The sequence below is a fragment of the Devosia sp. Leaf64 genome (genome assembly GCF_001421945.1).
GTDB lineage: Bacteria > Pseudomonadota > Alphaproteobacteria > Rhizobiales > Devosiaceae > Devosia.
In genome coordinates, this window is sequence record NZ_LMLO01000004.1 from 102,800 (window position 1) to 129,066 (window position 26,267).

The window sequence follows — 26,267 nt, forward strand, 5'->3', positions numbered from 1 at the left end:
ATTGCCTCAGCGCCCCCTCCGGCTGCAACAGCACTTGACTTGAGGGGTTACCGAAAGCATCTGATCTCTCATGGAAAAACGGCCACACCTCGACATCCTGCTCTGTGCACCCCGTGGATTTTGCGCGGGCGTTGATCGCGCCATCCAGATTGTGGAGCTGGCGCTGCAGAAATATGGCGCGCCGGTCTATGTGCGTCATGCCATCGTCCATAATAAATACGTGGTTGAAGGCCTTAAGGCCAAGGGCGCGGTGTTCGTCGAAGAGCTCGACGAAATCCCGGCCACCGAGGCTCCTGTGGTCTTTTCGGCGCATGGCGTGCCCAAAAGCGTGCCGGCCGATGCCAAATCGCGCAACATGTTCTTCCTCGACGCCACTTGCCCGCTCGTGAGCAAAGTCCATGTCGAAGCCTCGCGGCATTTCGAAGAAGGTCACGAGATCGTGCTGATCGGCCATGCCGGACATCCCGAAGTCATCGGCACAATGGGCCAATTGCCTGAGGGTGCCGTCACGCTCATTGAAACCGTTGCCGACGCCAATAGCTTCACGCCAAAAAATCCCGACACGCTTGCCTTCGTGACGCAGACGACCCTCAGCGTCGATGATACGCGCGAGATCGTCGCTGCCCTTAAGGTGCGCTTCCCCGCGATCAACGGACCGCACAAAGAAGACATCTGCTACGCAACGACCAATCGCCAGGAATCGATCAAGGCCGTGGCGCCGATGGTGGAAGCCATGATCGTGGTTGGTTCGCCCCATTCCTCGAATTCCCAGCGCCTCGTCGAAGTCGCCCTTCGCAGCGGTTGCAAAATCGCGACCCTTGTCGATCGCGCCAGCGAAATCGACTGGTCGCGTTATGGTGACATCAAGTCGCTCGGCGTCAGCGCGGGTGCCTCGGCCCCAGAAAGCCTCGTCGAGGAAGTCATCGATGCCTTTGCCGCGCGCTATGACGTGACGGTCGAAACCAAGACCACCGCCGAAGAAAACATCGCCTTCAATATTCCGAAGGTGCTGCGCACCATGGAAGTGGCCGTCGGCCGATGAAAGACCTAGCCCTGTTCGAGACCGAAAGGCTGGTGCTGTCCGGCTGGCGGCTCGATCAACTCGATGATCTTGTGGCGCTCCATGGCACGCCCAATGTCGCTCGCTATCTCTCGGCAAGCGGCGAGCCCTGGCCACGCGAAAAGGCCGAGGCTGCGCTGCGCGGTTGGATCGATCTCTTTGAAACCCGCCAATTGGGCAAGCTGCGCCTCACCCGCAAAAGCGATGGCGCCTTTATCGGCCGCGCCGGCTTCGGCATCTATGGCCCCACTGGCGAGCCCGAAATCGGCTATGCGCTTTTCGAAGAGCACCACGGCCAGGGTTTTGCCAAGGAAGCGGCCGCCGGCCTCCGCGATTGGTATTTTCGCGAAACGACCGGCACGCATTTCATCGGCTTTGCTGATACGCGCAACGAACCCTCCCTTGCCGTCCTCCGCAAGATCGGCATGGAGCCGACACACGTTGAGGTCGAGCCCGGCGGATTGACCTGCCAATTCCATATCCTGAGGCGACCAAGCATTGGCTGAACCTGTCATCATCCATACCGACGGCGCCTGCTCGGGTAATCCCGGCCCCGGCGGCTGGGGCGCCATCCTGCAATTCGGTCAACACCGCAAGGAGCTGAAGGGCGGCGAAGCGCACACCACCAACAACAAGATGGAGCTCACCGCCGCCATCGAAGCGCTCAACGCCCTGACGCGCCCCTGCGCCATCGACCTCCACACCGATAGCCAATATGTCAAAAACGGTGTCCAGGGCTGGATCCACGGCTGGAAGAAAAACGGCTGGAAAACCGCCGACAAGAAGCCGGTGAAGAACGTCGAACTCTGGCAAGCGCTCGACGAAGCGACCAAGCGCCACCAGATCTCCTGGCACTGGGTCAAAGGCCATGCCGGCGACGAACTCAACGAACGCGCCGACGAACTCGCCCGCGAAGGCATGGCGCCGTTCAAGGGCAAGAAGGCCTCGGAAGGTTTCGCGCCGCCGTTTTGAATTTGCGCGAACGCCCTCTTATTCTTCTCCCCCTCGGGGGGAAGGTGGCGCGCAGCGTCGGATGAGGGGTATGTAGCGGTGATCGCAGACAGCGCCCCCTCACCGACTCGGCTACGCCGAGCCACCTCTCCCCGATGGGGAGAGGAAAAGGGAAGAGGGGAGTCTCAAGCCCGCTTCGGCAGCATCCGCTTAATCGCCTTCCAAGCCGGCGCAATCACATAGCCAGCGACCGGGATCAACAGCGCCCCAAGGGCCAACCCAAAGAAAAAGTCCACAAACGCCGTCGCAAACCACCCCGCCACAGCCGCGATCGACGGGAAGATGTGCTCGGCCCAATGCGCTGCGGCTTCGATCACATGCTCGGGCCAATCGAGCCCAAATTCATAAAGCCCATGCGCGACGATCGAGCCACCGACCCAGGTCATGGCCGCCGTCCCGATGATGCTGAGCGCCTGCATAAAATAGGGCATGCCGACGACAAGCCCCCGGCCGAACCCGCGACCCGCGCCGGTCTTGCCATTCTTGGCCATGAAGAGCCCGAAATCGTCGGCCTTCACGATCAGCGCCACGGCGCCATAAACGACCACGGTGATGCCAACACCCGCGACGGCTAGCACAGCCGCCCGCGTCCAGAAATCACCCACTTCGATCGCGGCCAGAATGATCGTCATGATCTCGGCCGAGAGAATGAAATCGGTCTTGATCGCGCCGCCGACTTTTTGATCCTCGAGCGTCTGCGGATCGATCGCTGCGGGCTCGAGGCCTGCTTCATGATGCTCGGCCTGGTGCGGCGCGAACATGTGAAAGACCTTTTCGGCGCCCTCATAACAAAGGTAGGCGCCGCCAATCATTAGCAGCGGTGTGATCAGCCAAGGCGCAAAAAAGCTCAGCAGCAGCGCCGCTGGAAGAAGGAACAGCAGCTTGTTCTTGATCGAACCCCAGGCGATCTTGCCGACGATCGGCAATTCCCGGTCGGCCGTAAAACCCTGCACATAGTTCGGGGTCACCGCCGCATCGTCGATGACCGCGCCCGCAGCTTTGGCGCCCGCCTTGGCCGCCTGCCCCGCGACATCGTCAAGCGAAGCGGCAGCGACTTTTACGAGCCCGGCGACGTCATCGAGCAAAGCAAGCAGGCCAACACTCATGGACGGTCCTCAATCCGTTGATGCAAAAGCAAAACCGCGCCACACGGGCGCGGTTGCAATTAGCCGGCGACTTTGCCGAAATCGGCCACGAGATGCATAGTGTCGCGCAACCGCGCGAGCAGATTGAGGCGATTGGCGCGAACCGCCGGGTCGGCATCGTTGACCAGAACGGCCGTAAAGAACGCATCCACAGGCGCACGGAGAGTTGCAAGCTCCGCCATCGCGCCCTTGTAGTCATCCTTGGCCACATGGTTCGTGACCGACGCGTGGACCGCATCCACCGCAAAGGCCAGCGCCTCTTCTTCCGGCAGTTTCAGCGCTGCCTGATCGACTGCACCAGCGAAGGCCTTGCCGTCCTTTTTCTCTTCGGCCGCCAGGATATTGGCGGCGCGGCGATAACCAGCGAGAAGGTTCTTGCCATCATCACTTGAGAGCAGGGTCGATAGCGCTTCGGCACGCTGCGTGATCTGGAGAATGTCGCTGCTGTCTGCGGAAATGACGGCATCGACAAGATCATGCCGCGCCCCGGCATCGCGCAGCGACACCTTTAGGCGATCATGGAAGAACGCCAAGAGATCCGCATCGACCTTGATCGGGAATTTGAGGCCATTTTCGGTGATGATGCGGATGACGCCGAGCGCGGCGCGGCGCAGCGCAAAGGGGTCGCGCGAGCCAGTCGGCTTTTCGTCGATCGACCAGAAACCCGAGAGGACATTGAGCTTATCGGCCAGTGCCACAGCGATCGAAACCGGCTCCGTTGGCACCCGGTCCGAAGGGCCGACGGGCTTATAGTGCATTTCGAGCGCATTGGCGATTTCAGCCGGCTCGCCCTGCGCCGTCGCATAGTAGCGCCCCATCAGCCCCTGCAATTCGGGGAATTCGCCAACCATGCCGGTGACCAGATCGGCCTTCGCCAGCATCGCCGCGCGCTTGGTCTTTTCGATATCGGCGCCCACCTGCGGCGCGATCTCGGCCGCCAGCTTTATTAGCCGTTCGACCATGGCGAACTGCGTGCCGAGCTTGGCGTGGAACACCATGTCTTCGAGCTTGGGCAGACCATGCTCGAGCGGAATGGCGAGGTCACCCTGATAGAAGAATGCCGCGTCCGAGAGGCGCGCGCGGATGACGCGCTCATTGCCAGCGATCACGACGGCGCCGCCATCCGTCGGGATCGTGTTCGCCGTGATGATGAAATTGGGCGCCAGCTTGCCGGTCGCATCGCGCAGGCAGAAACATTTCTGGTTGGCGCGGATCGTCGCGATGATCACTTCCTCGGGCAGCTTGAGGAAGTCAGGATCGAACGACCCCATCATCACATTGGGCCACTCGACGAGACCGGCGACTTCTTCGAGCAGGCCTTCGTCGTGAATGACAGTCAGGCCCTGCGCAAAAGCCAGGTGATCGGCGTCGCCCCGGATAATATCCTTGCGGCGGTCGATATCGAGGACGACCTTAGCGCGCTCAAGCGCGGTCACATAGTCGTCGAACCGGCGCACGCGGATCGCGTCGGGCGCGAGGAAGCGGTGGCCAAAAGTCGTTTGCGCGGCAGCGGTGCCAGCAACCGTAAAAGGCACGACGGTCGGTTCGTCATTTTCGGTGCCAAACGTCGCGGTGATGGCGCGAAGCGGACGGACCCAGTTAAAGCTGCCCGAGCCCCAGCGCATGGATTTGGCCCAGGGAAATTCGGTCAGGATTTTCGGCAAAATACCGGAGAGCAGCGTCACGGCGTCAGCGCCGGGCTTGTCAATGACGGCAACGTAAAAGTCGCCCTTTTTCGGATCGCTTTCGACCTTGGCCTGATCGAGCGAGGTGAGCCCCGCCGAGCGCAGGAACCCGTCGATCGCCGGCTGCTGCGCACCGACCTTGGGACCCTTCTTTTCTTCGCGCGTATCCGGCGAGCGCGCCGGCAGGCCATTGACGGTCAGCGCCAGGCGGCGCGGCGTCGCAAAGGCTTTGGCGCCCTCATAGACGAGACCCGCATCGACCAAGGCATTGGTGACGGCTTTCTTGAGGTCCTCGGCAGCGCGACGCTGGAAGCGGGCGGGGATTTCCTCGGAGAAGAGTTCAAGCAGGAGTTCGGGCATGGTCTAACCAGTCAAAGAGCGCGTGTTTGCCTAGCAAGTGCATCGGCCAATGTCCACCAAGCGCTTAACCCGAACGCGCCAGGTGGATGTCGAGCCGCTCCCGCACCGCGTTCATCACCGGCTTGGGTACTTTCAGATAGCCATCCCGGCCAAGCCATTCGAGCGTGTCGTAGCGCATCAACAAAAACTGCAGGACCAGCAGCGTCAGCTCGTCCTCAACCGGCGTCCCGAGCAAAAGCGCCCGCTGCGGCTCATCGAGATAATGCCGCGCCGAAAGGGTGCGGCCGCCCAGTGTGAAGTCGTAGTCGATATAGTTGTAGAAATAGCCGAACTGGCCCGGCAGGTTGGGATCCGGGTCGCCAAATTCCACGCGATGATAAATGGCGACAGGCGCGATGACATCCCGCTCATAGGGTGAGGCCGCCACTACCAGCCCCCGCCTCCGCCGCCGCCGCCACCCCCGCCGGAGAAGCCGCCGCCACCGCCGCTCGAGCCGGAAGAACTTGCCTGAACGGGCTGCGCCGCGATCATCGCCGCGGCCATGCCGGTCGTTGCGGCGCTGACGGTATTGGAAATCGAGCCCGGCGAAAAACCGCGCGAGCCGCCCGAATACCAATAAGGATTGTAGCCAGTGCTCGACACATCGCTGACGGCATTGCGCGCCAGTTCGGATTCGAAATGTTCCGACCACGGCTTTTCGACGCCTAGGGCAATGGCATAGGGCAGGATTTTTTCAAACCGCTCCACAGTCATCGGCGGCTCCGCCATGATGTTAAGGCGCTCTTTTTCGGCGGTATCGAGATAGAGTTTAAAACCCTCGATCTCGTCCATCACCTTCCGGCCCTGCACGGTCGGCGCACGCATCAGAACCGCGAAGATCGCTGTGATCAGCACCATCGAACCCGCGGCGAGAGCAGCCGAGTTGATCGTTACACCCGAGAATGTCTCGAGCATGCCACCGACGAAATTGAAGCCGAAAATGCCGATAATTGCGAGCGTCAGATAACGCTGCCAGCCCCCCTGTTTCATCACACTCAAAATGATCGAGCCGATCACCGCGGCAAAAATTCCGCCGACAAAGGCGACGATCAGCCAGACCGGCTCCAGCACATCGAGCGCCACCATGCCGACAAGCATCAGAATGGTCAGGACTACGCTCAACGCTGCAAAACCGAAATTATGGTTGAACCAGATTTTCTGGTTTTCACGCTGGATGGCGCTCATGAATTCGCTGCGCTGCCGCGCCAGTTCGACGCCCGTCGATTTGCCGACAGTCACCTCGCCCTGGCTCGAAAAATAGCGATTGAGCACTTCCTCCCCAACCGGCAGCGGCGCATCGGGCGCCTTGCCGGTCGCTTGGACGGTGAGCCCATCGTCGGTGTTCTTGATCGTCACCAGCCCCTTGACCCCAAGATCAAAGATCGCCGCCGTCATCGCCGTCCAGCCAGAATTGGCAAAGCCCCATTTGTGGACATAGTGCGTTAGGGCCGGCGAGAAATTCTTGGGCGGATGAAAGAGCGGAATGATCGTGCCCTTGGGCGGATCGCGGCCAACGCGTATCCAGGCGCCAAAATTGTAGAGGAGCAGCAGGAGCACCGCGACGACCGGCAGCCAGACCTCGCGCAGGTCGGACGCTTCCTGAACCAAGGCATCGACGCCGGTCGGAAAGGCAATGATGCCCTTTTGGAACGAGACGGCAAAGCTCATCCCCTCCCCCGGCCCCAATTCGCGCTGGGTGCGGAACGTCGCCTGGTTGTCCGATGTCCGCGTGATGGTCACGGCCGTTTCCCTCGAACCGACGTCGCCGGTAAAGGCCGACATGTTCTCGATGACAGCGCCCTCAGGCAGTGTCACCCGCGCGACCGAGCGCAGAATGGGAAAATTCCAGTAATTGCCCGTCGCGTTCCAATAGAGCTCGTCATAGGTCTCGAATGGTCGCGCCATCCGGTCCATGGTGTAGGTGATGACGAAGCGATGTGCGCCGCGATCAATGAACTGGTCGGGATCGCCGATCCAGATGCGCTGGAAATTGCCCATGCGCTCGGTGCGGAACATCTCCGCATTACCGTCGCGCGTCACCGATTCGACCTCAAGCCCGACGCGGATCTTGTTGCCCGATGGCCCCTGCAGCACGGTCGGAACATCGCGATAGATGCCGCGGCGGATCTCGAGCCCTTCGGCATTGACATCAACGGTTTCGATCACACGCACCGAACCATCGGTGCGCAGCGTCACGTCCGAGGCAAAGGCGCGGATTTCCTCGCGCCCCAATGCCGGCATGGCGAGAAAAACCAGCGCCAGAAGCGCCGTGACCCAGGCGACAAGTGCCTTCATGTCTCTAGAACTTCACCACCGGCGCCTGCCGCTCGGCTTCGTTGTCGAGCTCGAAATACTGCGCCTTCTCGAATTTGAAAGTGTTGGCGACAAGGTTGGACGGGAAGGATTCGACCTGGATGTTCAAGTTACGCACCGCGCCATTATAGTAGCGCCGCGCCATCTGGATTTCGTCTTCCACGGTCTGCAGCGCCGTCTGGAATTCAAGGAAAGTGGTATTCGCCTTGAGGTCGGGATAGGCCTCGGCCACCGCGATCAGCCGGCCAAGGGCCGAGGACAATTCGCCTTCCGCCTTGGCGCGGGCCTCCGGGCCGGCCGCGCTTGCGCTCGTTGCCTTGGCGCGCGCTTCGACCACGGCCTGCAGCGTCTCGCGCTCATGGCCCATATAGCCCTTCACCGTCTCCATCATATTGGGAATGAGATCGGTGCGGCGTTTCAATTGCACGTCGATGCCGGACCAGCCTTCGGCCACCATCTGACGGTTTCGAACCAAGCCATTGTAGATGACGATGGCATAACCGACGACGCCCACGACCAGGGCGAGAATGACCCATTCCATTGCGCTCAACTCCCTCAAGCCAACGGAGCGGACACTGGCAGTTTGGCTTGGCCAATGCAACGGGGCGCGAGAGCGCCGGGCTTGACTTCGCGGCGTCAATGCATAGCTTTGTGCGCATGAACACCATGCGCCACACCTATCGCCGTATCGTCCTCCTCGCAGGATAGAGACCCTAGGCATGCGCCCGCCGGAGCCTGCTTAGGGCTCGGCATTTCGCCCCACCGGCATCTTTTTATTTTTTCACAACGGCTCCAGTCGCCGCAGTTTTGCGCGCCGGACCGAGAGGATCCATCATGACCGATATTCGCCGCGATCTCGCCCCCGCCATCGTGTTGGGCACGAGCGACCACGCCAAACTCACCGCCCTCGCCGAAGCCGGCCTCGACCGCTGGCCAGACCTTGCCGATCGGCTACTTGCCGAGCTCGAACGCGCCAAAGTCGTCGCCGACGGCAAAGTGCCCGAAAGCATCGCCCGCATGGGCTCGACCGTCACCTACAGCACCAATGGCGGCCAGCAGCAGACCGTCACCCTCGTCTACCCTGCCGACGCCGACATCGACCAGGGCCGCATTTCGGTGATGACACCAATCGGCACCGCATTGATCGGCCTCAAAACCGGCCAATCCATCACCTGGCGCGACCGCGCGGACAAGCGCCACAAGCTGACTGTGGAAACGGTAAAAGCACCGGTGGAGGCTTAGTCGGCTTTTGCTCGGCGACCGCTTCTTATAGACCGCGCTCGGCCAGCATTGCTTCGAGATCATCGATCAACGCATCATGCTGACCGCGCGCAATCACGCCGATATGGCGCAGCCAGGCCCACATCGAAACCCGATGCAGCAGCGTATAGAGCCAGAGCGCGCGCTGCGGTTCTGGATAGTCGATCACGCCATAGCCTTCGAGCAGCAGAGCGCCCGCGCCCGACACCATATGCTCGGTACAGAAAATTGCCTTGGCGAGGTCGAAGATAGCGTCGGCCGCCAGCGCATTTCCAAAGTCGATCAGCCCCGTCACGACGACCGCGCCGTTCCTGACTTCAGCGAGGACATTGCCAATTTGGAAATCATTGTGGGCAAAGACGGGACCAAGACTGTGATCGGCTGCATCCAGATGCGTGGACACGGCCACTTCCATTCGCACCGCCAATTCGGCCGCCCCACCTTCCGCGCGGAAACGCTCAATCGCCGCGGTGGCAAAGGCTGCGATGAAGGCCGAATTTGTCCGATGTCGGTGCGTGTCCTCGCCGTCATCAATCGCCCCATATAAAGGCAGCGACACACCGTGCACCTGTCTCAGTAGCGCGCCCATCTCCCGGTAGGCATTATCGAGCCCGATGCCGCCCGCTAATTTGAGCTGCTCAAGAGTTTGTCCGGGCAGATAGCTTGTCACCGCAAAACGATATGGAAGCTGGGTGCAGCTTTCGTCAGAAAACAGATAGCGCGTCGCAGCGATGTCCGCGTCTGCCAAAAGCTTTGCCGCATGAGCCTCTCGCGCCGGCGCCTTGCCGCGCAAATCGTCAGAGGTCTTGATATTGACGCGCTCACCGTTCGCAAGATCGACGCGGAACACCGCGTTCGACCCACCCGGCATCCTCGTCACGGCGAGCGCTGGCGGCAGTCCGATAACATCAAGGATCGGAGCAAGCTGATGGAGCGTCGGAGTGACTAGGCCGTCCGACGCCGCCGCCATTACTCCGCGCCGCCGCCCGCTGTCTGCAGCCAGGCTTCGCCGCAGGACTTGGCCAATTCGCGGATGCGCAGGATATAGCTCTGGCGTTCCGTGACCGAGATCACGCCGCGCGCATCGAGCATGTTGAAATTGTGCGCGGCGCGCAGCACCTGCTCATAGGCGGGGATTGCCATGGTCTGGCGATTTGCTTCAGCGCCCTTGGCGAGAATGGCGCGGCATTCCTTTTCCGCGTCGGCAAAGTGGCGGAACAGCATCTCGGTGTCTGCCGCCTCGAAATTGTACTTCGATTGCTCCTGCTCGTTTTGCAGGAACACGTCGGCATAGGTCACCTTCGCATCGCCCACGCCGCCGTTGAAGTTGAGCTCCATGATGGAGTCGACGTTCTGGAGATAGCAGGCCAGTCGCTCCAGCCCATAGGTCAATTCGCCGGCGACCGGATTGCATTCGAAACCCGCAACCTGCTGGAAATAAGTGAACTGGCTGACTTCCATGCCGTCGCACCAGACTTCCCAGCCCAGCCCCCAGGCGCCCAGCGTCGGGTTTTCCCAATCGTCCTCGACAAAGCGCAGATCATGCACTGCCGGGTCGATGCCGATGGCATAGAGCGACTGGAGATAGAGCTCCTGGATATTGTCCGGCGATGGTTTGAGGATCACCTGGAACTGGTAGTAATGCTGGAGCCGGTTGGGGTTCTCGCCATAGCGCCCATCCTTGGGCCGGCGCGACGGCTGAGCATAGGCCGCGTTCCAGGGTTTTGGCCCCAGCGCACGCAACACCGTGCCCGTATGCGACGTCCCCGCACCCATCGGCATGTCATAGGGTTGCAAAATGACGCAGCCCTGCTCGGCCCAGAAATTCTGAAGCGTCAGGATCAGACCCTGGAAGGAATTCTTCGGGTCCATGTGAGCGGGGCGGTTGGTCATCGGTAAAGTCCTGCACTTATGCGGGACAAACCTCTAGTTTGACCGCATGGTCGGGTCAATGGCGCAGAGTGGAGGCTGAAACGGGTGTTCGACGACGCTGCGGTGTTGGCGGCTCTCGGTTTTCCCCATGCTCCACTCTTGGGCTCGGGCGGCGAAGCTTGCGTTTATAGCTTGGGGAGCACTCATGTTCTGCGCCTTACACGACCGGGCGCGAGCTTTTCTGATGCGCAAGCGAGGGCGCGCCTCCTCAACGCCATCATGTCCAATGCCCGGCACCTTGATTTTCTCACACCAGAAGTGCTGGCCATCCATAAAATAGGCGAGCGCATCGCGGTCATCGAACGCACGCTATCCGGCGTCCCGCTATCGAAGCTGCTCGAGATAGTTTCGGGACTGGAGCGGGTTCGCCTCATCCAAAATTATCTCGACGCCGCCGCGTCTACTTCGTCCATTATCCTGCCGGCCACTAGCTTTGGACCGATCATGGGAGATGGTGCTCTTCGCCGCGACTTCTGGAGAGACTACGCAAAGGCCCGCATCCTTTCGAGCGCCCGGCATTGCCCCGAGGACCTCCGTGCCGCTGTTCTGGCTCAGGCGGATAGGCCTATGGATGAACCCTCAGCGCCGGCTCTGGTCCATCTGGATTATTTTCCTGCCAACGTTCTCGCCGAAGGAGAACGCATCACGGCCGTTCTTGATTTTGGCGCGTCGTCCGTAATCGGTGACGCTCGTTTCGAACTCTGGAGTGCCGTGGCCTATCTTGATGCAGAGATTTCACCAGCCGCAACCGACGCTGACAGGCAGCAAGCACAGTCATGGCTGGCTGACGCGGGTTTGATGATGGGTTCAGTCCAGCGAAACGATGGCTCGCTGCTTACTGGTCTTTCGCCGCCGACGATGCCGCCCTGATGGCGTGGTGCCGGCGAATTCTTCTGACCTAGCGGTCGTCCCGATCATTCGGCCTGAACGTTCCATCCTTATCGCGTTTGAGGTCGATGACGTCGGGGCGCTGGCGTTCGGCCAGGTCGCGCTCGCGGCGCAGGCGCTTGGCGTCTTCCGCGTCATTGTCGAACTTGCTCGTCCAGTCGCGCCAGATGCGCCTGACGCCGAGATAGACGATGACGGCGAGTGCCGCGAAAATCAGAATGCGTAACGGCATGACACTCTCGACCTAAAGTCCCAGCCGCGCCCAGAGCGCGCGATCCTCAACACTTGTCGCTAGTTCCTCTACCACACCGCTCGCCGAAAAGCCGAGGCGGGGCATGGCAAAGAACGGGCGTTTTGCCGCGATGGGCTTGAGCACGATGTTCTGGCCATAGCGTTCGCGCAGCACCGTGTGGAGTTCACCAAGACTATCCACCAGCCCAAGATCGAGGCCGCGCAGGCCTGGCCACCATTCGCCGGTAAAAAGCACATCGTCATCGGCCTTGAGCCGACCGGCGCGATGCCGTTTGACGTGCTCGATAAAGACCTGATGGATGTCTAGCTCAAAGCGCTTGATGCGTTCGACGTCTTCGTACTTTTCGGGCAAGAACGGATCGAGTGTCGATTTATTGCGCCCAGCGGTATGCACGCGCCGTTCGATGCCAAGCTTTTCAAGCGCCCCGACAAAGCCGAAGCCAGCCATGATGACGCCGATCGACCCGACGATCGATGAGGGATCGGCAATGATCTCGTCGCCCGCCACGGCAATGAAATAGCCGCCCGATGCGGCCGCATCTTCGACGAAGACGAGTACGCGCTTGCCCTTCTGGTCGGCCAATTGCCTGATGCGATTGGAGATCAACCGGCTCTGCACCGGCGAGCCACCCGGCGAGTTGACGACGATGGCGACCACCGGAGCCGCCTTCATATCGAAAGCGCGTTTGAGGAGCGGATCGACCGAGTCGATATTCAGCCGCCCAGGCCGCTGATCGGCAGCAATCACACCTTGCAGGCGAACCACAGGAATGACGGGAGGGCGGCGCAGCAGCCGGGCCAGAAAATTAGGCTTGGGGGCGACCGTCTCAACCATGTCCTCTCCTTTATTTTCCAGTGATTTAGGCATGGTTTTAAGGATTTACCAGTCGAGCGCTGCCTGCCCACGGAAAATTGCGTCGAATTCGGGTGCCAAATCGCGCCCTGCCGCGCCGTGCAAGGCGCGGGTGGCCTTCAGTGTCAGCGGCGCCCGCGATCCTTTTGTGCCGCGCACCAGCAGGCGCGTCGCGTCTTCGCCGCTGCGCGGCGAGATCGGCAGCACGGTGACGCCGCCGAAGCGTGGCGCTATGGCATTGAGCAAATGCACGAGGCCTTGCGCAGGATAAATCACGATCAATTCGCCGCCGCCCCTCGCGCACCCTGCCGCGCAGCGCGCCCAATTTTCGAGTGCCGAGCCATCCATGTGCCGCGCGTCCGCCCGGCTTGTTTCGGGCGCCAGCGTCCCCTGCCCCGCCTCGAAAAATGGCGGATTGGCGATCACGACGTCGAAAAAATTCTCAGCCAGACCCGCCGCGCGCTTCATGGGTCCAGGCGACATAATGTCGAGCGGGAGAACTCTCGCCCTCTCGCCAAATCCGTTGTCGTCAATATTTTGTGCGGCAAGGTCAGCCGTCGCGACATCCCGCTCCACCAGTACGGCCTCTTTAGCCCGGTCGAGCGACAGCGCCACGAGCCCAGCCGTCCCTACGCCGGCACCAAGATCGAGAAGTTGTCCCGTGCCCGCCCGCACCGCAGCGCCTAAGAGCACGCTGTCCAAACCAGCCCGAAAACCCTTTTGAGGTTGCGACAGAGTGATCCGGCCACCCAAAAAGGCATCGCGCGTTGTGGTTTGGTGTTTTACAAAGTCACTTGGCTGGTCTAGGGACATCGCACCCTGATGGCTGGTTCAGCGCGAGTTTATTGCGCTGATCTCACAGGCTCAACCGATTTGCTGCCGTGCGGCAAACGAGGACGGTAATGGCGGTCTCTGTTCTGACCCAAAAGAATGACATCCCGGCAGGCAATGCGGTCGACAAGCTGTTGGCAGCAACCGCCGATGACATGGCTAGGGTCAATAGCCTGATCCTGAGCCGTGCCGATTCCCATGTCGAAATGGTGCCCGAGCTCGCGCGCTACCTCATCGAGAGCGGCGGCAAGCGTCTGCGCCCGATGTTGACGGTCGCTGCGGCCCTGCTCTTCGGCAAGGGTGTGGGCAATGAGGTCAATTTCGCCGCCGCCGTCGAGTTCATGCACAATGCGACGCTGCTTCACGACGATGTCGTCGATGAAAGCGATATGCGCCGCGGCAAGCCAGCGGCCCGCATGGTCTGGGGCAACAAGGCCTCGATCCTTGTCGGCGATTTCCTCCTCGGCCAGGCCTTCATGATGATGGTCGAAACCGGCGATATCGAAGCGCTTGGCGTGCTTTCTGCCGCATCCGCCGTCATGGCCGAAGGCGAAGTGTTCCAGCTTGCCAAGACTGGCGACCTGACGACCACAGAAGCCGATTATGCCGAGGTCATTCGCGCCAAGACGGCGATCCTCTTCAAGGCGGCCTGCGAAGTCGGCGCCATGTCGGGCGGCGCCGATGCCGCCGGGCGCGCTGCACTCGCCCAATATGGCCTCGAACTCGGCAATGCCTTCCAGCTTGTCGATGATGCCCTCGATTATGGTGGGCAGTCCGGTGCGCTCGGCAAGAATGTCGGCGACGACCTCCGCGAAGGCAAGATGACCCTGCCGGTGATCCTCGCGCTTGCCGATGGCAATGAAGCCGAACGCGCGATCATTGCCGGCGCTCTCGGCAAGGCCGATGCGTCGGAGCTCGAAGTCAATCAGGTGGTTGCGATCTTCAATCGGCACAACACGCTTGGTCGCACGCTCGAAAAGGCACACGCCCACGCCGAAGCCGCTGTCGCCGCCCTCGCTTCCTTGCAAGACAATGAGATGAAGACCCTGCTCGCCGATGTGGTGATGCACAGCGTCAGCCGCGCATCGTAACGCTTAAGGCGTCAGCAATGGCGCCGCTGCGACCCAATGATCGGGGTTGCGCTCGCGCATGAGTTGCGCGGCCTGATAGGCCTGTCCCTCCGAGCCGAAGAGCCCGAACACCGTCGCGCCTGATCCCGACATGCGCGACAGGATGCAGCCTTGGGTCTGCGCGAGATCGTCGACGATCTCCCCGATCACAGGCACGAGCTTGACCGCAGGTGGCTGCAAGTCATTGCGCGTTTCAGCCAGCCACAGCCCCAATTGCGCCGGTCGCGTCATCGGTTCCGGAAGCGCCGGCAGGGGGTAATTGTCATGCGCCCGGAGGCGCCGAAACACGTCTGGCGTCGAAACCGGCACGAGAGGATTGACCAAGACGACATGGCAATCGGGAAACTGCGGCAGCGGCGACAGGATCTCGCCCACGCCACGCGCCACCAACGGCCGGCTGATCAGGCATGCCGGCACATCGGCACCAAGTGTCGACGCGAGATCAGCCAGTTCCGAAACCGGAATGGGCGCCGAGGACATGTCCGCCAGAATGCGGAGGGCCGCAGCAGCATCCGCCGAGCCGCCACCGATGCCGGCCGCAACCGGCAGGTTCTTGACCAGATGCACCGCGATCCCATCGGGCACAGTTCCCGGCCAGCGCTGCCGGAAGGCGCCGATGGCGCGGAGCACGAGATTGACGCCACCGCCGCTCAGTGCCGATGCGAAAGGGCCCGAAATATCGAGCCCGTCTGCGTCGGCGGGCACGGCCTCCAACTCGTCCGCCACATCGGCGAAGACGATCAGGCTTTCAAGGTCATGGTAGCCGTCTTCACGGCGACGGGTAACGTGCAGCGCCAGATTGATCTTGGCTGGCGCTGCCTGAACGACCGGTTCAGTCATGCAGTTTATTCCGTCGCGGTTTCCGGCGTGAGACCCTTGGTCAGCTTGGCGTCGACGCGCTGGGCTACATTGCCCACTTCGTCCACCGACCGGGCGACCTTCCACTGGAATTGAGCTTCAAGGTGCCGTCCCGCCTTCCAATAGGCGTCGCCCAGATGGTCGTTGATCTCGGCATCGTTGGGCCGCAGCATGACCGCGCGTTCGAGCGTTTCCACCGCTTCGTCGATGCGGTTGAGCTTGTAGAACGCCCATCCCAGCGAATCGACGATATAGCCGTCCTGTGGCTGCGCATCGACGGCCTGCTCGATCATGGTCAGCGCCTCGTCGAGGTTCATATCCATGTCGATCCAGGAATAGCCGAGATAGTTGAGAACGGCCGGCTGGTCCGGATTGAGCTTGAGCGCCTTGAGGAAATCGGCCTCAGCCTTCGGCCATTCCTTGGCGCGTTCATAGGCGATGCCACGGACATAATAGAAGCGCCAATCGGCCGGCGCTTCGCCACCCGAGATTTCGAGCGCCTTGGTATAGGCGTCAGCGGCCTCGGTATATTGTTCGTCATAGCGCAAGAGATCGCCGAGCACCGAAACGGCGTCGAGATCGTCAGGGCTTGTCGAGACGATATTGCGCAGCCGGCGCAGCGCTTCAGCGCGGTCACCCATGGCGTCGAGATTCTGGGCAATGCGCACGACGGCAGTCGGCTTCATCACCGACGAGGCGGGAATTGATTCGTAAATCTTATTGGCCGCATCGTGCTGGGCGTCGGTATCGAGCAACTGCCCGACCGCGAGCGAAATCACGTCGGCGTTGGGCTCGAGGTAACGGCCCAGCTGCAGAAAGACGAGCGCCAGGTCCTTGCTCCCATCGCGCGACAGCGCCACGCCGATACCGTGGAACATCTCAGCCGCGCCGATCTGCACATTGGTCGTGAAGACGCCCGGCCGGCGCTTGGCCTCTACCGCTTCCTTGACCACGGTCACGAGCGGATGGGTCAGCCCTTGGTCTTCGAAAGTCTTGATGACTTCCGTAGCTTCGTCGAACTTCCCGTCATTGGCCAGCATCCGCGCATAGACTTCCACCATGCGCGCGACATAGGGCTCGTTCTCGAACGATTTGGCCGCCAGTTCCAGCGCCTTGGCCTTATCGCCCGAAGCTTCCGCCATCAGCGCACGGTGGAACACGAGGAAATCCTCGAGCCCCGTTGCACCAAGCTTGCTCATCAACTCATCGGCTTCGGCATAGCGTTTTTCGCCGACGAGAGCCCAGGCCCGAAGAATACCAGCGGTAATACCGGTAAACGTATCTTGCGAGATGGTTTCGAGCGCGTCTTCAGCCGCAGTATAGCGGCGCTCTTTTAGCGCCTCGGTCGCAACGACCAAATCGGCGAGTTCATTTTGACCAACCAGCTCGATCAGGCGCTTCGCGACCTGCGAGGCCTGCCCCATGTCGCCATTGGCGGCAAAGGCAATGAACGAGCGTTCGACCAGAACCGGATTGTCCCAATCGCTCTGCGCCGCCTGGTTGAAATAGCGGGCGGCTTCATCGGTGCGCAGTTCATTGAGCGCCTGGCGCCCGGCGAGATAAGAGCCGGTGGCGCTGGGCTTGAAGAGCTGCAGCATGTCTAGGAGGCCCTTGGTATCCGTCTGGGCGGAAGCGGCGGGCACGAGTGACATGGCCAGGATCGCCGCCATGAAAGGCCGCACCAGTCGGTTGGAAAGCAAGGTCACGTTGCAGAAGTCTCCCTATGCCGCAGGCGGCACGATTTGGCGGCAAAGATTGTCTGTTTTACGGCCGCGCCGCAAGGCCACGCATGATTTGACCGGTCACATTCCGCTGTAATTGGGCCCGCTACCACCTTCCGGCGGCACCCAGGTGATGTTTTGGGCCGGGTCCTTGATGTCGCAGGTCTTGCAATGCACGCAATTTGCCGCGTGAATTCTAAAGACCGGCCGCCCCTCTTCTTGGGCAACTTCATAAACACCCGCGGGGCAATAGAGCGGCGCCGGCTCGCCATAGAGCGGCAGGTTTTTCTCGATCGGAACGCTGGGATCGGCGAGGCGCAAATGCACCGGCTGATCCTCGTCATGCGCGAGATTGGCGAGAAACACTGACGACGTCCGATCGAACGTCACTTTCCCATCGGGCCGTGGATAGCTGCGCCCCACCACATCCTTACGCCGCTTGAGTTTTGCATAGTCCTGCGCCCCGTGCTTGGTCAGCTTGATCGGCGAGCGACCAAAGATCGAGGCGATCCAGAGATCGGCGCCAATCGCCAGCGACCCCGCAATCGTCCCCAACTGCCCCCAGAGCGGCTTGGCATTGGCGACGCCCTTCAATTCCTTCTCGATGCCGGTGCGCATGATACTCTGCGCAAAATCCTCAAGCACATCCTGCTGCCGGCCTGCTGCAATCGCCGAGCCCACCGCATCCGCCGCACCAATCCCCGAGAGAATGGCATTGTGAATGGCCTTGAGGCGCGGGGCATTCATGAAGCCAGCCGAACAGCCGATCAGCCCACCGCCCGGAAAGGCCAGCGTCGGAATGGATTGCCAGCCCCCAGCCGTCACCGCCCGGGCGCCATAGCTGACGCGAGTGCCGCCCTCCAAAAGCTTGGCTATCGACGGATGCGTCTTGAACAGCTGGAATTCGTCGAAGGGCGATAGTGTCGGATCGGCATAATCGAGATAGGTAACGAGCCCGACATAAAGCTTGTTGTCCTCGGCGTGATAGACGAAACCACCGCCCGCCGTGCCATTGTCGAGCGGAAAACCAAGATAATGGTCGACCTGGCCCGCATGGTGATTATCTGCTGGGATCTGCCAGACTTCCTTGATCCCCAGCCCATATTTCTGCGGCTCCTTGCCGAGCGCAAAGTCGCCGATCAAGGCCTTGGCAAGCGAACCGCGCGCGCCTTCCGCGATCAGCGTATATTTGGCCTTCAGGGCGATGCCCTCGGCAAAGCCTGGCTTGGGATTGCCCTCGGCATCGCGCCCGAGATCCCCGGTAATCACCCCGCGCACCGGCCCATCGCCGCTGCGCAGCACATCGACCGCCGCGGTCATCGGAAAAATATCGACGCCCAATTCCATCGCCTGTTCGCCGAGCCACTGCACCAGCCGCCCGAGGCTGACGATCACCGCGCCCGGCGTCTTCATCTGCGGCGGCACCAAAGCATGGGGCAGCGCAAAATCGCCCTTGGCCGTCAGATAGTGGTAGCTGTCCTTGGTGACATTTGGCCCCACCGGCGAACCCTTCAGCCGCCAATCGGGAATGAGCGCGTCGAGCCCCACCGGGTCCATCACGGCGCCCGAAATGATGTGCCCACCGATCTCGGCAGACTTTTCCACCACCGTGACGGCGATGTCGGGATGGCGCTGCTTGATGCGAATGGCCGCGGCCAGCCCCGCAGGACCGGCGCCGACGATCAATACATCGGTCGAAAGCGTCTCGCGATTGCCCGCCTCAGCCATCTTCTCTAGTCCTCGTGAATTTTAGGCGACTGGTCGCCTCTCGCGCGGTGTGACATAACGAGCCTCATGTCTCAAGTTCGAGAACTCGACAAGGCCGAACTGCTTGCCGTGCTGGATTGGTATCGCGCCGCCGGCGTGGATCTTGCCGTTGGCGAAGACCCTGTCGACCGCTTTGCCAAATCAGCCGCGCCGCAACCTGCCCAACAGGCACGCCAGGCCGCAACGCCCAATGCCCCCGCCCGGATCCCGGCCACCGCTGCGATCACCGGCGACCCCAGCGAAGCACGCCGCCTTGCCGCCACCGCGCAGTCGCTCGACGAGTTGCGTACCATTCTCGAAGCCTATAACGGCTGCAGCCTCAAATTCCGCGCCACCCAGCTCGTCTTTGCCGATGGCAATCCCGAGGCCAAGATCGTTCTGATCGGCGAAGCTCCCGGCGCCGAAGAGGATCGCCAGGGCAAACCTTTTGTCGGCCGTTCGGGTCAATTGCTCGACCGCATGCTTGGCGCCATTGGCCTCGATCGCACCAAGGTCTTCATCGTCAACACCGTCCCCTGGCGCCCGCCCGGCAATCGCACGCCGACGCCCGAGGAAATGGAGCTTTGCCTCCCCTTCCTCAATCGCCAGGTCGAACTCGTCGCCCCGCGCCTCGTCATGACGCTCGGCGGCCCCGCCATGCAGACCGTCTTCAAGACCACCTCCGGCATCATCAAAATGCGCGGCCGCTGGCAGGATGTGTCCATCGGCACGCACGAGGTCCCGGCGCTGCCAACGCTGCACCCTGCCTATCTGCTGCGCAACCCGGCGGCCAAGCAGCAGGCCTGGGCGGATCTGCTGAGTTTGAAGATGAAGATGGATAGTTTGGGGCTGAGTTGAGCGCCCCGCGCCATCGAGTTTGCCGACACCCCCTCCCATCCTCCCCCATCTAGGGGGAGGTGCTGCGCTGGTGGCTTTGATTGAAGGTGCGCCAAACTCGATCTGACACCTCCCCATTGATGGGGGAGGCCGGGAGGGGGTGATCCACGCTCACTGCATGAGCGCCTCCATCAGCAGAAGCTCACCGCACCCCAACTTTTTCCCACCCTTCCCTAATTCCGCCCTATCGTTTCAGCTTTGTCGCGTTATGGTCACCCTCGCGTGATTTGCAACGTTTGACCGCCCACATATTTCGAGCGCCATGGCTTCCGTCGTCAAAATCTATGCCCTCTTTCTTGGCTCGGCTCTGTTGATGTTCGGAGGTGGCCTGCAGGGGCTGCTGCTCTCGGTGCGCGGCGCGGAGGAGCATTTTTCGCTCCTCGCTCTTGGTCTGATCGGCACAGGCTGGTCGGTGGGCTTTGTCGCCGGCTCCATCGCCGTGCCGCTGATCGTGCGCAAGGTTGGCCATATCCGCGCCTTCTCGGTCATGGCCGCCATCGGCACCATCACCATCCTCCTCAATCTCCTCTGGATCAACGACGTCGGCTGGATCGTGCTGCGCGCCCTCTCCGGCTTCTGCTTTGCCGGCGCCGCCATGATCGTTGAAAGCTGGCTCAACGAAGTCGCCGACAACAAGAGCCGCGGCATGATCTTTTCGATCTATGTGACCATCAACCTTGCCGCCTCGACCGTCGGCCAGATGGCCATGTCGATCACCGGCACCGCCGGCTATCTGCCCTTCGTCATTGGCGCCATCAGCTTCATCTGCGCCCTGATGCCGCCTGCTCTCACCTCGAGCCCGCAGCCGCGCCCCCTGGCCTCCGCCAAGCTCGACCTGCCGCTTCTTATAAAAACTTCCCCCGTCGCTGCCGTCGCCGCCTTCTGCTGCGGCATGGCCAATGGCTCGTTCGGCACGCTGGCCCCGGTCTATGGCTATGAGCAGGGCCTTGATTCCACCGGTATCGCGCTACTCTTTGCCATCGCCGCCATTGCCGGCGCGGTCGCACAAATCCCCTTTGGCCGCCTTTCGGACCGTATTGATCGCCGCCTTGTCATGATCGGCCTTGCCGCCTGTTCGGCCGTCGTCGGTGTCCTCATCGTCGCTATCAATCCGGCCGCGGGCTGGATGATGTATATCCTCTTTGCCCTCTACGGCCTTGCCGCCAACCCGCTCTATCCGATCGCCGTAGCCCATGCGAACGACTTTGCCAGCGACGGCAATTTTGCCAAGATCGCCGGCGGCATGTTGCTCATCCTCGGCGTCGGTCTCGCCATCGGCCCAGCCATCGCCTCGGTGCTAATGAGCAATATCTCGCCTGCCGCGCTCTTTATCATCACGGCCATCTTCCACGCCGTCGTTGCGGTCTTTGCCTATCTCCGCATGCGGGTGCGCAAGAGCGTCGATGCCTCGGAACGCGCGCCCTTCCAGCCCATGGGCAATGACAAGCAGGTTACGCCAGAATCGATTGTGCTCGATCCGCGCGCTGATATGGATCAGGAAGAAGAAATGGTGCTGCGGTCCGAAGAGGCCGTGCCCGATGAACTGATCGAGACCCCGGAGAATAAGCGCCATGTTCAAGACGGAACAGTTTGAAGACCGGGCGTTCAAGCCGCTGTCCATCGCCGTCATTGCCGTGTCGGATACGCGCACGCTCGAAACCGATACCGGCGGCGCGCTGCTGAAGTCGCTCCTCGAAGCCGATGGCCACAGCTGCCATGACCGACAAGTTGTGCGCGACGATATCCAGCTCATCCGCGCGGCCGTTCAGGCTTATGTCGCCGATCCGAAAGTCGACGTCATCCTCACCACCGGCGGCACTGGCTTTTCCGGCCGCGACGTTACGCCGGAAGCGGTCGAGCCGCTGTTCGACAAGCGGATGGAAGGGTTTTCCGTCCTCTTCCATCAATATTCGGCAACAACGGTCGGCACCAGTTCGCTCCAGTCCCGCGCTACGGCGGGCCTCATCGGCACCACCTTCGTCTTCAGCCTCCCCGGTTCGCGTGGCGCCTGCCGCGATGCCTGGGAAGGCATTCTGACCCATCAGCTCGACTACCGGCATAAGCCCTGCAACTTCGTCGAATTGATGCCGCGCCTTAGCGAAAGCTGACTTTCAATCCCTGTCGAACAACCCGTTCGGCACTGAGGCCTTTACCCGATCCGCTTTGAAGCGCACTTGCAGGGCAAGCAACAGCGCGATGCGGAAAGGGTTTTTGCCATGCTCGTCAACGGAAAATGGACTGCCGACTGGCAGCCGGTTCAGGGTGTCGACGCCAAGGGTGGTTTCGTGCGCCAGACCTCGTCCTTCCGCAATTGGGTCACGCCAGACGGCAGCGCCGGCCCGACCGGCGAAGCCGGCTTTGCCGCCGAGGCCGGTCGCTATCACCTCTATGTCGCGCTCATCTGCCCCTGGGCCTCGCGCACCCTCATCGGTCGCACTCTCAAGGGCCTCGAAGAGGTCATCAGCGTGTCGATCGTTGAGCCCGAGCTCAGCGCCGAAGGTTGGCGCTTTGCTCAGCCCGATCCGATCAATGGCGCCACCTATATGCACGAGATCTACACCAAGGCCGATCCTGAGGTCAGCGGCCGCGCCACCGTGCCGGTGCTCTGGGACAAGAAGCTTGGCACCATCGTCAACAACGAGAGCGCGGATATCCTCCGCATGCTCAATTCTGGCTTCGGCGCCTTGGCGTCCAACCAATACGATCTCTACCCGGAAACCTTCCGCGCCGAGATCGACGCCCTCAACGACTATATCTATCCGCGCCTCAACAATGGCGTCTATCGCGCCGGCTTTGCCACCACCCAGCAAGCCTATGACGAAGCCTATGCCGATGTCTTTGAAGCGCTCGACACGCTTGAAGACAAGCTCGAGGGCAAGTCATTCCTCTTCGGCGAAGCGCTGACCGAAACCGACATCCGCGCCTTCGTGACGCTTGTTCGGTTCGATGCCGCGTATCACGGCCTCTTCAAGACCAATCTCAAGCGCATCGCCGATTATCCGAACCTGCAGGCCTATATGCTGCGCGTGCTCGACGTGCCGGGCGTGCGCGCCACGGTCGATATCGACCACATCAAGCGCGGCTATTATTCGATCAAGACGCTCAACCCCAATGGCATCGTCCCACGCGGTCCCGCCATTCCTGGGCTTTACGAGCCAGCCGCCAAATAGGGCAAAGAAAAAGGGCCGGGGTTGAACCCGGCCCTTCGTGTTTCTAGTGGCCCATTGCCGGGCCGCCGTGACCGCCTTCCGGCTTCTTCACGAAGAAGGCCGCAACGATCATCAGCACCGAAACCACTGCACCGCAGAGGAAGCCCGCACGAATACCGGCGGCCAGTGCATCGACTTCACCAAGCCCGGCGGCAGCACCCGAAGCGGTCTGCAGGCTCATCACCGCCACGAAAAGCGCGATACCCGCGGCACCCGCCACCTGCTGTACCGAGCCCAGAATAGCGCTCGCATGCGAATAGAATTTTGGCGGCACCGAGCTCATCGACGAGGTGAAGAGTGGGGTGAAGGTGAAAGCCAGACCAATGCTGAGGACGATATGGCCGGCGATCACGCCCCAGATCGGGGTATATTGGCTGACCATGGTCAGCGCCCACATCACCGCCGACACGGCGATTACGCCGGGCACCAGAAGCGGCCGCGGCCCCACCCGGTCATAAAGCCGGCCGACGACAGGCCCAAGCACACCCATGAGCAGGCCGCCCGGCAGCAGGATCATGCCCGTCTGCAGCGTATCGAGGCCAAGCACCTTCTGGGTATAGATCGGCAAGAGGATCGAGCTACCAAGCAGCGCCACCATCGCGATCGCCATGGTGATCAGCGCCAGCGTATAATTCCGGTGCTGGAGGGTCCGCAGATCGAGCAGCGCCTTGTCGTCATTCTGCAGGCCGAACTGACGCTGCACAAACAGCGCCATCGAAACCACACCCACGACGATCGGAACCCAGGCCGGGACCGCCGAGCCATGCTCTGCGCCTTCCCCGAGGCTCGAGAGCCCATAGACGATGCCGCCAAAGGCAAAGGCCGAGAGGATTACCGACAGGATATCGAGCGGCGCGAAGCGCGGCGTCGACACATTGCGGATACGGCTCGCCCCGATCACGAGCGCTAGGATCGCGATGGGCAGGGTGAAATAGAACATGAAGCGCCAGTCGAAATGGGCAAGGATAAACCCGCCGATGGTCGGGCCGATGGCCGGCGCCACCGACATGACGATCGAGATATTGCCCATGATCTTGCCGCGACTTTCGGCAGGCACCAGCGTCATGACGGTGGTCATCAGCAGCGGCATCATGATGGCCGTACCAATGGCCTGCACCACACGCCCGACGATCAGCAATTCGATCCCCGGCGATACGGCGCAGATCGCCGTACCCACGGCAAAGACCGTCATGGCGATCATATAGATCGGCCGCGTATTGAGCCGCTGCAGCAGAAAGCCCGTGATCGGGATCACCACAGCCATGGTCAGCAGGAATGCCGTCGTCAGCCACTGCGCGGTGCTGGCGCTGATATCGAGATCGGTCATCAGGTGCGGAATGGCGACGCTCATGATGGTTTCGTTGAGAAACACCACGAAGGTCGACACCAGCAAAAGCGCGATCACCAGCCGATTGCGCGCGGCATTGTCCGGATGGTGCGGTGCGCTTTGCGGCAAGCCATCGAAGCCAACAGTATCAGTTGTCATTTCCAAACCCTCTCTCAAGCGCGCGACATCCGTACGACGCTCCGCGTCTTTACGGTTCGACATCGCTCTTTTTTTTTCCGCGACAGGGGATGTCAGCAGCCACAAATTGCTGGCCGATTGGAAGCATATTCAGGCCCGATCGTCTGGTCCCGATGCGCCACCCCTTAAACAGTTGCCCTTGATAGGATCTCCGCTTCAAAGCGTCCAGTCCGAGCGTCGCAACGCTGCAATGCGAAACAAAAAGTGAGAACATAAGTAGAACTTTGTTCTTGTTGCGTTCCATTCCGATTGCTAGATTCGGTGCTGTTCCCGGTTCGATTCCGAAGCGTGCTGGGATTAGGGAGATTTCTCATGGCCCTCTATCAGGCCCCGTCTTTCGAAGCCCTTGAACGCTTGAGCCAGAGCCGCGATGCGGACCTCGCCCGGCGCGAGCTGCTCAATTCCGATCGCATCCGCGGTCGTGGCGCCCAGACCAACCGGTCCGGGCGCTTCGAAATCCATGCGCGCGAGAATTTCGACGATGGCTGGGGTTCGGTCGAAACTCTGCCGACCTTTGAAACGGTCGAACATGCCGAGCGCGCCAAATCCATCATCACCAGCAATGACAGCCCCGATATCGGTTTCGAGCGCTCGATCAACGCCTATCGCGGCTGCGAGCACGGCTGTTCCTATTGCTATGCCCGCCCCACTCACGCCTATCTCGGCCATTCGGCGGGCGTCGATTTCGAGCGCGAGATCTACGTCAAGACCAATGCTGTCGAAGCCTTGCGCGCCGAACTGTCGGCCAAGTCCTATCGGCCCAAACCCATCGCCATGGGCACCAATACCGATCCCTATCAGCCGGCTGAACGCAAGCATAAGCTGACTCGCTCCATCCTCGAGGTCATGCTCGAAACGCGCCATCCGGTGATGATCACCACCAAGTCGGCGCTGATCCTGCGCGATCTCGATCTCCTGACCGAATTGGCCAAACTGGGTCTCGTGAAAGTCGCGATTTCGGTGACATCGATGGATCACAAACTCAGCCGCAAGATGGAGCCGCGCGCGTCCTCGCCTGCCCGTCGCCTCGAAGCCATCCGGCTCCTCAGCGAAGCCGGCGTGCCCACCGCGATCTTTGCCTCACCGATGATCCCGGCGATCAACGACATGGAACTCGAACGCATTCTCGATGCCGGCAAAGCCCAGGGCGCGCTCAGCGCCTCAATGATCCTCCTCCGCCTGCCCGGCGAAGTCCGCGACGTGTTTCGCGAATGGCTCCTTCGCCACTTCCCCGATCGGGTCCGCCATGTTCTCTCGCTCGTCCGCGACACCCGCGGCGGGAAGGACTATGACTCCCGCTTCGGCACGCGCATGACCGGCGAAGGCCCCTACGCCACCCTCCTCCGCCAACGCTTCGAAAAAGCCCGCGAACGCTACGAACTCGACGCCAAACTCCCGAGCCTCCGCACCGACCTCTTCATCCAGCCCCAGCTCGAAAGCAAACAGATGAGCTTGTTTTAGGTTTTTCACCTTTGTTTTGGGACGGCCGGAATAGTGGTGGCCGTCACCACCCGGCTTGTCCGGGTGGTCCATATCGAGGCAAAGTGGATTG

25 protein-coding genes are annotated in these 26,267 nt (G+C 61.4%); 11 read left to right on the forward strand and 14 right to left on the reverse strand.

What is annotated here, in order from left to right; translation table 11 throughout:
* Window positions 1-70: 70 nt before the first annotated feature.
* Genes ispH through rnhA form a run of 3 tightly spaced genes read left to right on the forward strand, consistent with a single transcriptional unit; the run spans window position 71 to window position 2,032 of the window.
* Window positions 71-1,042, forward strand: coding sequence for a 4-hydroxy-3-methylbut-2-enyl diphosphate reductase (ispH, locus tag ASE94_RS02440; protein ID WP_062629064.1), 972 nt, complete (start codon window positions 71-73; stop codon window positions 1,040-1,042).
* Entirely contained in the window at window positions 1,039-1,566 is a 528-nt protein-coding gene (locus ASE94_RS02445) for a GNAT family N-acetyltransferase (protein ID WP_061907863.1), read from the forward strand. Before ispH ends, ASE94_RS02445 begins: the two co-directional genes overlap by 4 nt.
* Entirely contained in the window at window positions 1,559-2,032 is a 474-nt protein-coding gene (gene rnhA / locus ASE94_RS02450; protein WP_062629065.1) for a ribonuclease HI, read from the forward strand. Before ASE94_RS02445 ends, rnhA begins: the two co-directional genes overlap by 8 nt.
* Window positions 2,033-2,196: 164 nt before the next feature.
* Here rnhA and ASE94_RS02455 read toward each other — a convergent pair whose 3' ends face one another.
* From ASE94_RS02455 to ASE94_RS02475, 5 genes are all read right to left on the reverse strand, one after another.
* Window positions 2,197-3,177 carry a DUF808 domain-containing protein gene (locus ASE94_RS02455; protein WP_062629066.1) on the reverse strand — a complete coding sequence of 327 codons (981 nt, stop codon included), beginning with the start codon at window positions 3,175-3,177 and terminating at the stop codon, window positions 2,197-2,199.
* 59 nt (window positions 3,178-3,236) lie between these two features.
* Window positions 3,237-5,261, reverse strand: coding sequence for a glycine--tRNA ligase subunit beta (gene glyS / locus ASE94_RS02460; protein ID WP_062629067.1), 2,025 nt, complete (start codon window positions 5,259-5,261; stop codon window positions 3,237-3,239).
* A gap of 64 nt (window positions 5,262-5,325) precedes the next feature.
* Window positions 5,326-5,688, reverse strand: coding sequence for a hypothetical protein (locus ASE94_RS02465; RefSeq protein ID WP_062629068.1), 363 nt, complete (start codon window positions 5,686-5,688; stop codon window positions 5,326-5,328).
* A complete protein-coding gene (locus tag ASE94_RS02470) occupies window positions 5,688-7,595 on the reverse strand; it encodes a DUF2207 domain-containing protein (RefSeq protein ID WP_062629069.1) in 1,908 nt (635 codons plus the stop codon). The genes ASE94_RS02465 and ASE94_RS02470 overlap by 1 nt, the downstream gene beginning before the upstream one ends.
* 4 nt (window positions 7,596-7,599) lie before the next feature.
* Window positions 7,600-8,154, reverse strand: a complete 555-nt coding sequence (locus ASE94_RS02475) for a LemA family protein (protein WP_062629070.1) — start codon at window positions 8,152-8,154, stop codon at window positions 7,600-7,602.
* 293 nt (window positions 8,155-8,447) lie between these two features.
* Here ASE94_RS02475 and rnk point away from each other — a divergent pair, with 293 nt between their 5' ends.
* Window positions 8,448-8,855, forward strand: coding sequence for a nucleoside diphosphate kinase regulator (gene rnk / locus ASE94_RS02480; protein WP_062629071.1), 408 nt, complete (start codon window positions 8,448-8,450; stop codon window positions 8,853-8,855).
* 25 nt (window positions 8,856-8,880) lie between these two features.
* Here rnk and ASE94_RS02485 read toward each other — a convergent pair whose 3' ends face one another.
* Both ASE94_RS02485 and ASE94_RS02490 read right to left on the reverse strand, forming a co-directional pair.
* Complete coding sequence (locus tag ASE94_RS02485) at window positions 8,881-9,843, reverse strand: aminoglycoside phosphotransferase family protein (RefSeq protein WP_062629072.1); 963 nt, start codon at window positions 9,841-9,843, stop codon at window positions 8,881-8,883.
* Window positions 9,843-10,766 carry a glycine--tRNA ligase subunit alpha gene (locus ASE94_RS02490; protein WP_061907854.1) on the reverse strand — a complete coding sequence of 308 codons (924 nt, stop codon included), beginning with the start codon at window positions 10,764-10,766 and terminating at the stop codon, window positions 9,843-9,845. Before ASE94_RS02490 ends, ASE94_RS02485 begins: the two co-directional genes overlap by 1 nt.
* Before the next feature lie 84 nt (window positions 10,767-10,850).
* Here ASE94_RS02490 and ASE94_RS02495 point away from each other — a divergent pair, with 84 nt between their 5' ends.
* Window positions 10,851-11,675 (forward strand): aminoglycoside phosphotransferase family protein, encoded by an 825-nt coding sequence (locus tag ASE94_RS02495; protein WP_062629073.1) that lies wholly within the window; start codon window positions 10,851-10,853, stop codon window positions 11,673-11,675.
* Between the two features lie 28 nt (window positions 11,676-11,703).
* Here the strand turns inward: ASE94_RS02495 and ASE94_RS02500 are convergent, their stop codons facing one another.
* The 3 genes from ASE94_RS02500 to ASE94_RS02510 are packed head-to-tail and all read right to left on the reverse strand — an operon-like array spanning window position 11,704 to window position 13,491.
* Window positions 11,704-11,925 carry a hypothetical protein gene (locus ASE94_RS02500; RefSeq protein ID WP_061907852.1) on the reverse strand — a complete coding sequence of 74 codons (222 nt, stop codon included), beginning with the start codon at window positions 11,923-11,925 and terminating at the stop codon, window positions 11,704-11,706.
* Between the two features lie 12 nt (window positions 11,926-11,937).
* Window positions 11,938-12,780: a S49 family peptidase gene (locus ASE94_RS02505; protein ID WP_061907851.1), complete on the reverse strand. Its 843-nt coding sequence runs from the start codon at window positions 12,778-12,780 to the stop codon at window positions 11,938-11,940.
* Window positions 12,781-12,825: 45 nt separating this feature from the next.
* Window positions 12,826-13,491 carry a methyltransferase gene (locus ASE94_RS02510; protein WP_200913567.1) on the reverse strand — a complete coding sequence of 222 codons (666 nt, stop codon included), beginning with the start codon at window positions 13,489-13,491 and terminating at the stop codon, window positions 12,826-12,828.
* 209 nt (window positions 13,492-13,700) lie between these two features.
* Between ASE94_RS02510 and ASE94_RS02515 the strand changes: the two genes are divergently transcribed.
* Window positions 13,701-14,720, forward strand: coding sequence for a polyprenyl synthetase family protein (locus ASE94_RS02515; RefSeq protein ID WP_061907849.1), 1,020 nt, complete (start codon window positions 13,701-13,703; stop codon window positions 14,718-14,720).
* Window positions 14,721-14,723: 3 nt separating this feature from the next.
* Here the strand turns inward: ASE94_RS02515 and ASE94_RS02520 are convergent, their stop codons facing one another.
* The 3 genes from ASE94_RS02520 to ASE94_RS02530 form a co-directional block, all read right to left on the reverse strand.
* Window positions 14,724-15,599: a 4-(cytidine 5'-diphospho)-2-C-methyl-D-erythritol kinase gene (locus tag ASE94_RS02520; protein WP_062629074.1), complete on the reverse strand. Its 876-nt coding sequence runs from the start codon at window positions 15,597-15,599 to the stop codon at window positions 14,724-14,726.
* A gap of 5 nt (window positions 15,600-15,604) precedes the next feature.
* Window positions 15,605-17,323, reverse strand: a complete 1,719-nt coding sequence (locus ASE94_RS02525) for a tetratricopeptide repeat protein (RefSeq protein WP_061907847.1) — start codon at window positions 17,321-17,323, stop codon at window positions 15,605-15,607.
* Window positions 17,324-17,419: 96 nt separating this feature from the next.
* Window positions 17,420-19,066, reverse strand: coding sequence for an electron transfer flavoprotein-ubiquinone oxidoreductase (locus tag ASE94_RS02530; protein WP_062629076.1), 1,647 nt, complete (start codon window positions 19,064-19,066; stop codon window positions 17,420-17,422).
* Between the two features lie 66 nt (window positions 19,067-19,132).
* Here ASE94_RS02530 and ASE94_RS02535 point away from each other — a divergent pair, with 66 nt between their 5' ends.
* From ASE94_RS02535 to ASE94_RS02550, 4 genes are all read left to right on the forward strand, one after another.
* Window positions 19,133-19,942, forward strand: coding sequence for a uracil-DNA glycosylase (locus ASE94_RS02535; protein WP_062629077.1), 810 nt, complete (start codon window positions 19,133-19,135; stop codon window positions 19,940-19,942).
* A 301-nt stretch (window positions 19,943-20,243) separates the two neighbouring features.
* Window positions 20,244-21,575: an MFS transporter gene (locus tag ASE94_RS02540; protein WP_062629078.1), complete on the forward strand. Its 1,332-nt coding sequence runs from the start codon at window positions 20,244-20,246 to the stop codon at window positions 21,573-21,575.
* Window positions 21,553-22,089 (forward strand): molybdenum cofactor biosynthesis protein B, encoded by a 537-nt coding sequence (gene moaB, locus ASE94_RS02545; RefSeq protein ID WP_062629079.1) that lies wholly within the window; start codon window positions 21,553-21,555, stop codon window positions 22,087-22,089. Before ASE94_RS02540 ends, moaB begins: the two co-directional genes overlap by 23 nt.
* A gap of 108 nt (window positions 22,090-22,197) precedes the next feature.
* Window positions 22,198-23,151: a glutathione S-transferase family protein gene (locus ASE94_RS02550; protein WP_062629100.1), complete on the forward strand. Its 954-nt coding sequence runs from the start codon at window positions 22,198-22,200 to the stop codon at window positions 23,149-23,151.
* A 43-nt stretch (window positions 23,152-23,194) separates the two neighbouring features.
* Here ASE94_RS02550 and ASE94_RS02555 read toward each other — a convergent pair whose 3' ends face one another.
* Window positions 23,195-24,676 (reverse strand): MDR family MFS transporter, encoded by a 1,482-nt coding sequence (locus ASE94_RS02555; protein ID WP_062629080.1) that lies wholly within the window; start codon window positions 24,674-24,676, stop codon window positions 23,195-23,197.
* Window positions 24,677-25,027: 351 nt separating this feature from the next.
* Here ASE94_RS02555 and ASE94_RS02560 point away from each other — a divergent pair, with 351 nt between their 5' ends.
* On the forward strand, window positions 25,028-26,176 hold the full coding sequence (locus tag ASE94_RS02560) for a PA0069 family radical SAM protein (RefSeq protein WP_062629081.1): 1,149 nt from the start codon (window positions 25,028-25,030) through the stop codon (window positions 26,174-26,176).
* The last annotated feature ends 91 nt before the right edge of the window (window positions 26,177-26,267 follow it).

Coding starts and splice junctions, on each gene's coding strand:
- ispH (WP_062629064.1), top strand. CDS start 71: ATGGAAAAACGGCCACACCTCGACATCCTGCTCTGTGCACCCCGTGGA.
- ASE94_RS02445 (WP_061907863.1), top strand. CDS start 1,039: ATGAAAGACCTAGCCCTGTTCGAGACCGAAAGGCTGGTGCTGTCCGGC.
- ASE94_RS02455 (WP_062629066.1), bottom strand. CDS start 3,177: ATGAGTGTTGGCCTGCTTGCTTTGCTCGATGACGTCGCCGGGCTCGTA.
- glyS (WP_062629067.1), bottom strand. CDS start 5,261: ATGCCCGAACTCCTGCTTGAACTCTTCTCCGAGGAAATCCCCGCCCGC.
- ASE94_RS02470 (WP_062629069.1), bottom strand. CDS start 7,595: ATGAAGGCACTTGTCGCCTGGGTCACGGCGCTTCTGGCGCTGGTTTTT.
- ASE94_RS02475 (WP_062629070.1), bottom strand. CDS start 8,154: ATGGAATGGGTCATTCTCGCCCTGGTCGTGGGCGTCGTCGGTTATGCC.
- rnk (WP_062629071.1), top strand. CDS start 8,448: ATGACCGATATTCGCCGCGATCTCGCCCCCGCCATCGTGTTGGGCACG.
- ASE94_RS02485 (WP_062629072.1), bottom strand. CDS start 9,843: ATGGCGGCGGCGTCGGACGGCCTAGTCACTCCGACGCTCCATCAGCTT.
- ASE94_RS02490 (WP_061907854.1), bottom strand. CDS start 10,766: ATGACCAACCGCCCCGCTCACATGGACCCGAAGAATTCCTTCCAGGGT.
- ASE94_RS02500 (WP_061907852.1), bottom strand. CDS start 11,925: ATGCCGTTACGCATTCTGATTTTCGCGGCACTCGCCGTCATCGTCTAT.
- ASE94_RS02505 (WP_061907851.1), bottom strand. CDS start 12,780: ATGGTTGAGACGGTCGCCCCCAAGCCTAATTTTCTGGCCCGGCTGCTG.
- ASE94_RS02515 (WP_061907849.1), top strand. CDS start 13,701: ATGGCGGTCTCTGTTCTGACCCAAAAGAATGACATCCCGGCAGGCAAT.
- ASE94_RS02520 (WP_062629074.1), bottom strand. CDS start 15,599: ATGACTGAACCGGTCGTTCAGGCAGCGCCAGCCAAGATCAATCTGGCG.
- ASE94_RS02530 (WP_062629076.1), bottom strand. CDS start 19,066: ATGGCTGAGGCGGGCAATCGCGAGACGCTTTCGACCGATGTATTGATC.
- ASE94_RS02535 (WP_062629077.1), top strand. CDS start 19,133: ATGTCTCAAGTTCGAGAACTCGACAAGGCCGAACTGCTTGCCGTGCTG.
- ASE94_RS02540 (WP_062629078.1), top strand. CDS start 20,244: ATGGCTTCCGTCGTCAAAATCTATGCCCTCTTTCTTGGCTCGGCTCTG.
- moaB (WP_062629079.1), top strand. CDS start 21,553: ATGTTCAAGACGGAACAGTTTGAAGACCGGGCGTTCAAGCCGCTGTCC.
- ASE94_RS02550 (WP_062629100.1), top strand. CDS start 22,198: ATGCTCGTCAACGGAAAATGGACTGCCGACTGGCAGCCGGTTCAGGGT.
- ASE94_RS02555 (WP_062629080.1), bottom strand. CDS start 24,676: ATGACAACTGATACTGTTGGCTTCGATGGCTTGCCGCAAAGCGCACCG.
- ASE94_RS02560 (WP_062629081.1), top strand. CDS start 25,028: ATGGCCCTCTATCAGGCCCCGTCTTTCGAAGCCCTTGAACGCTTGAGC.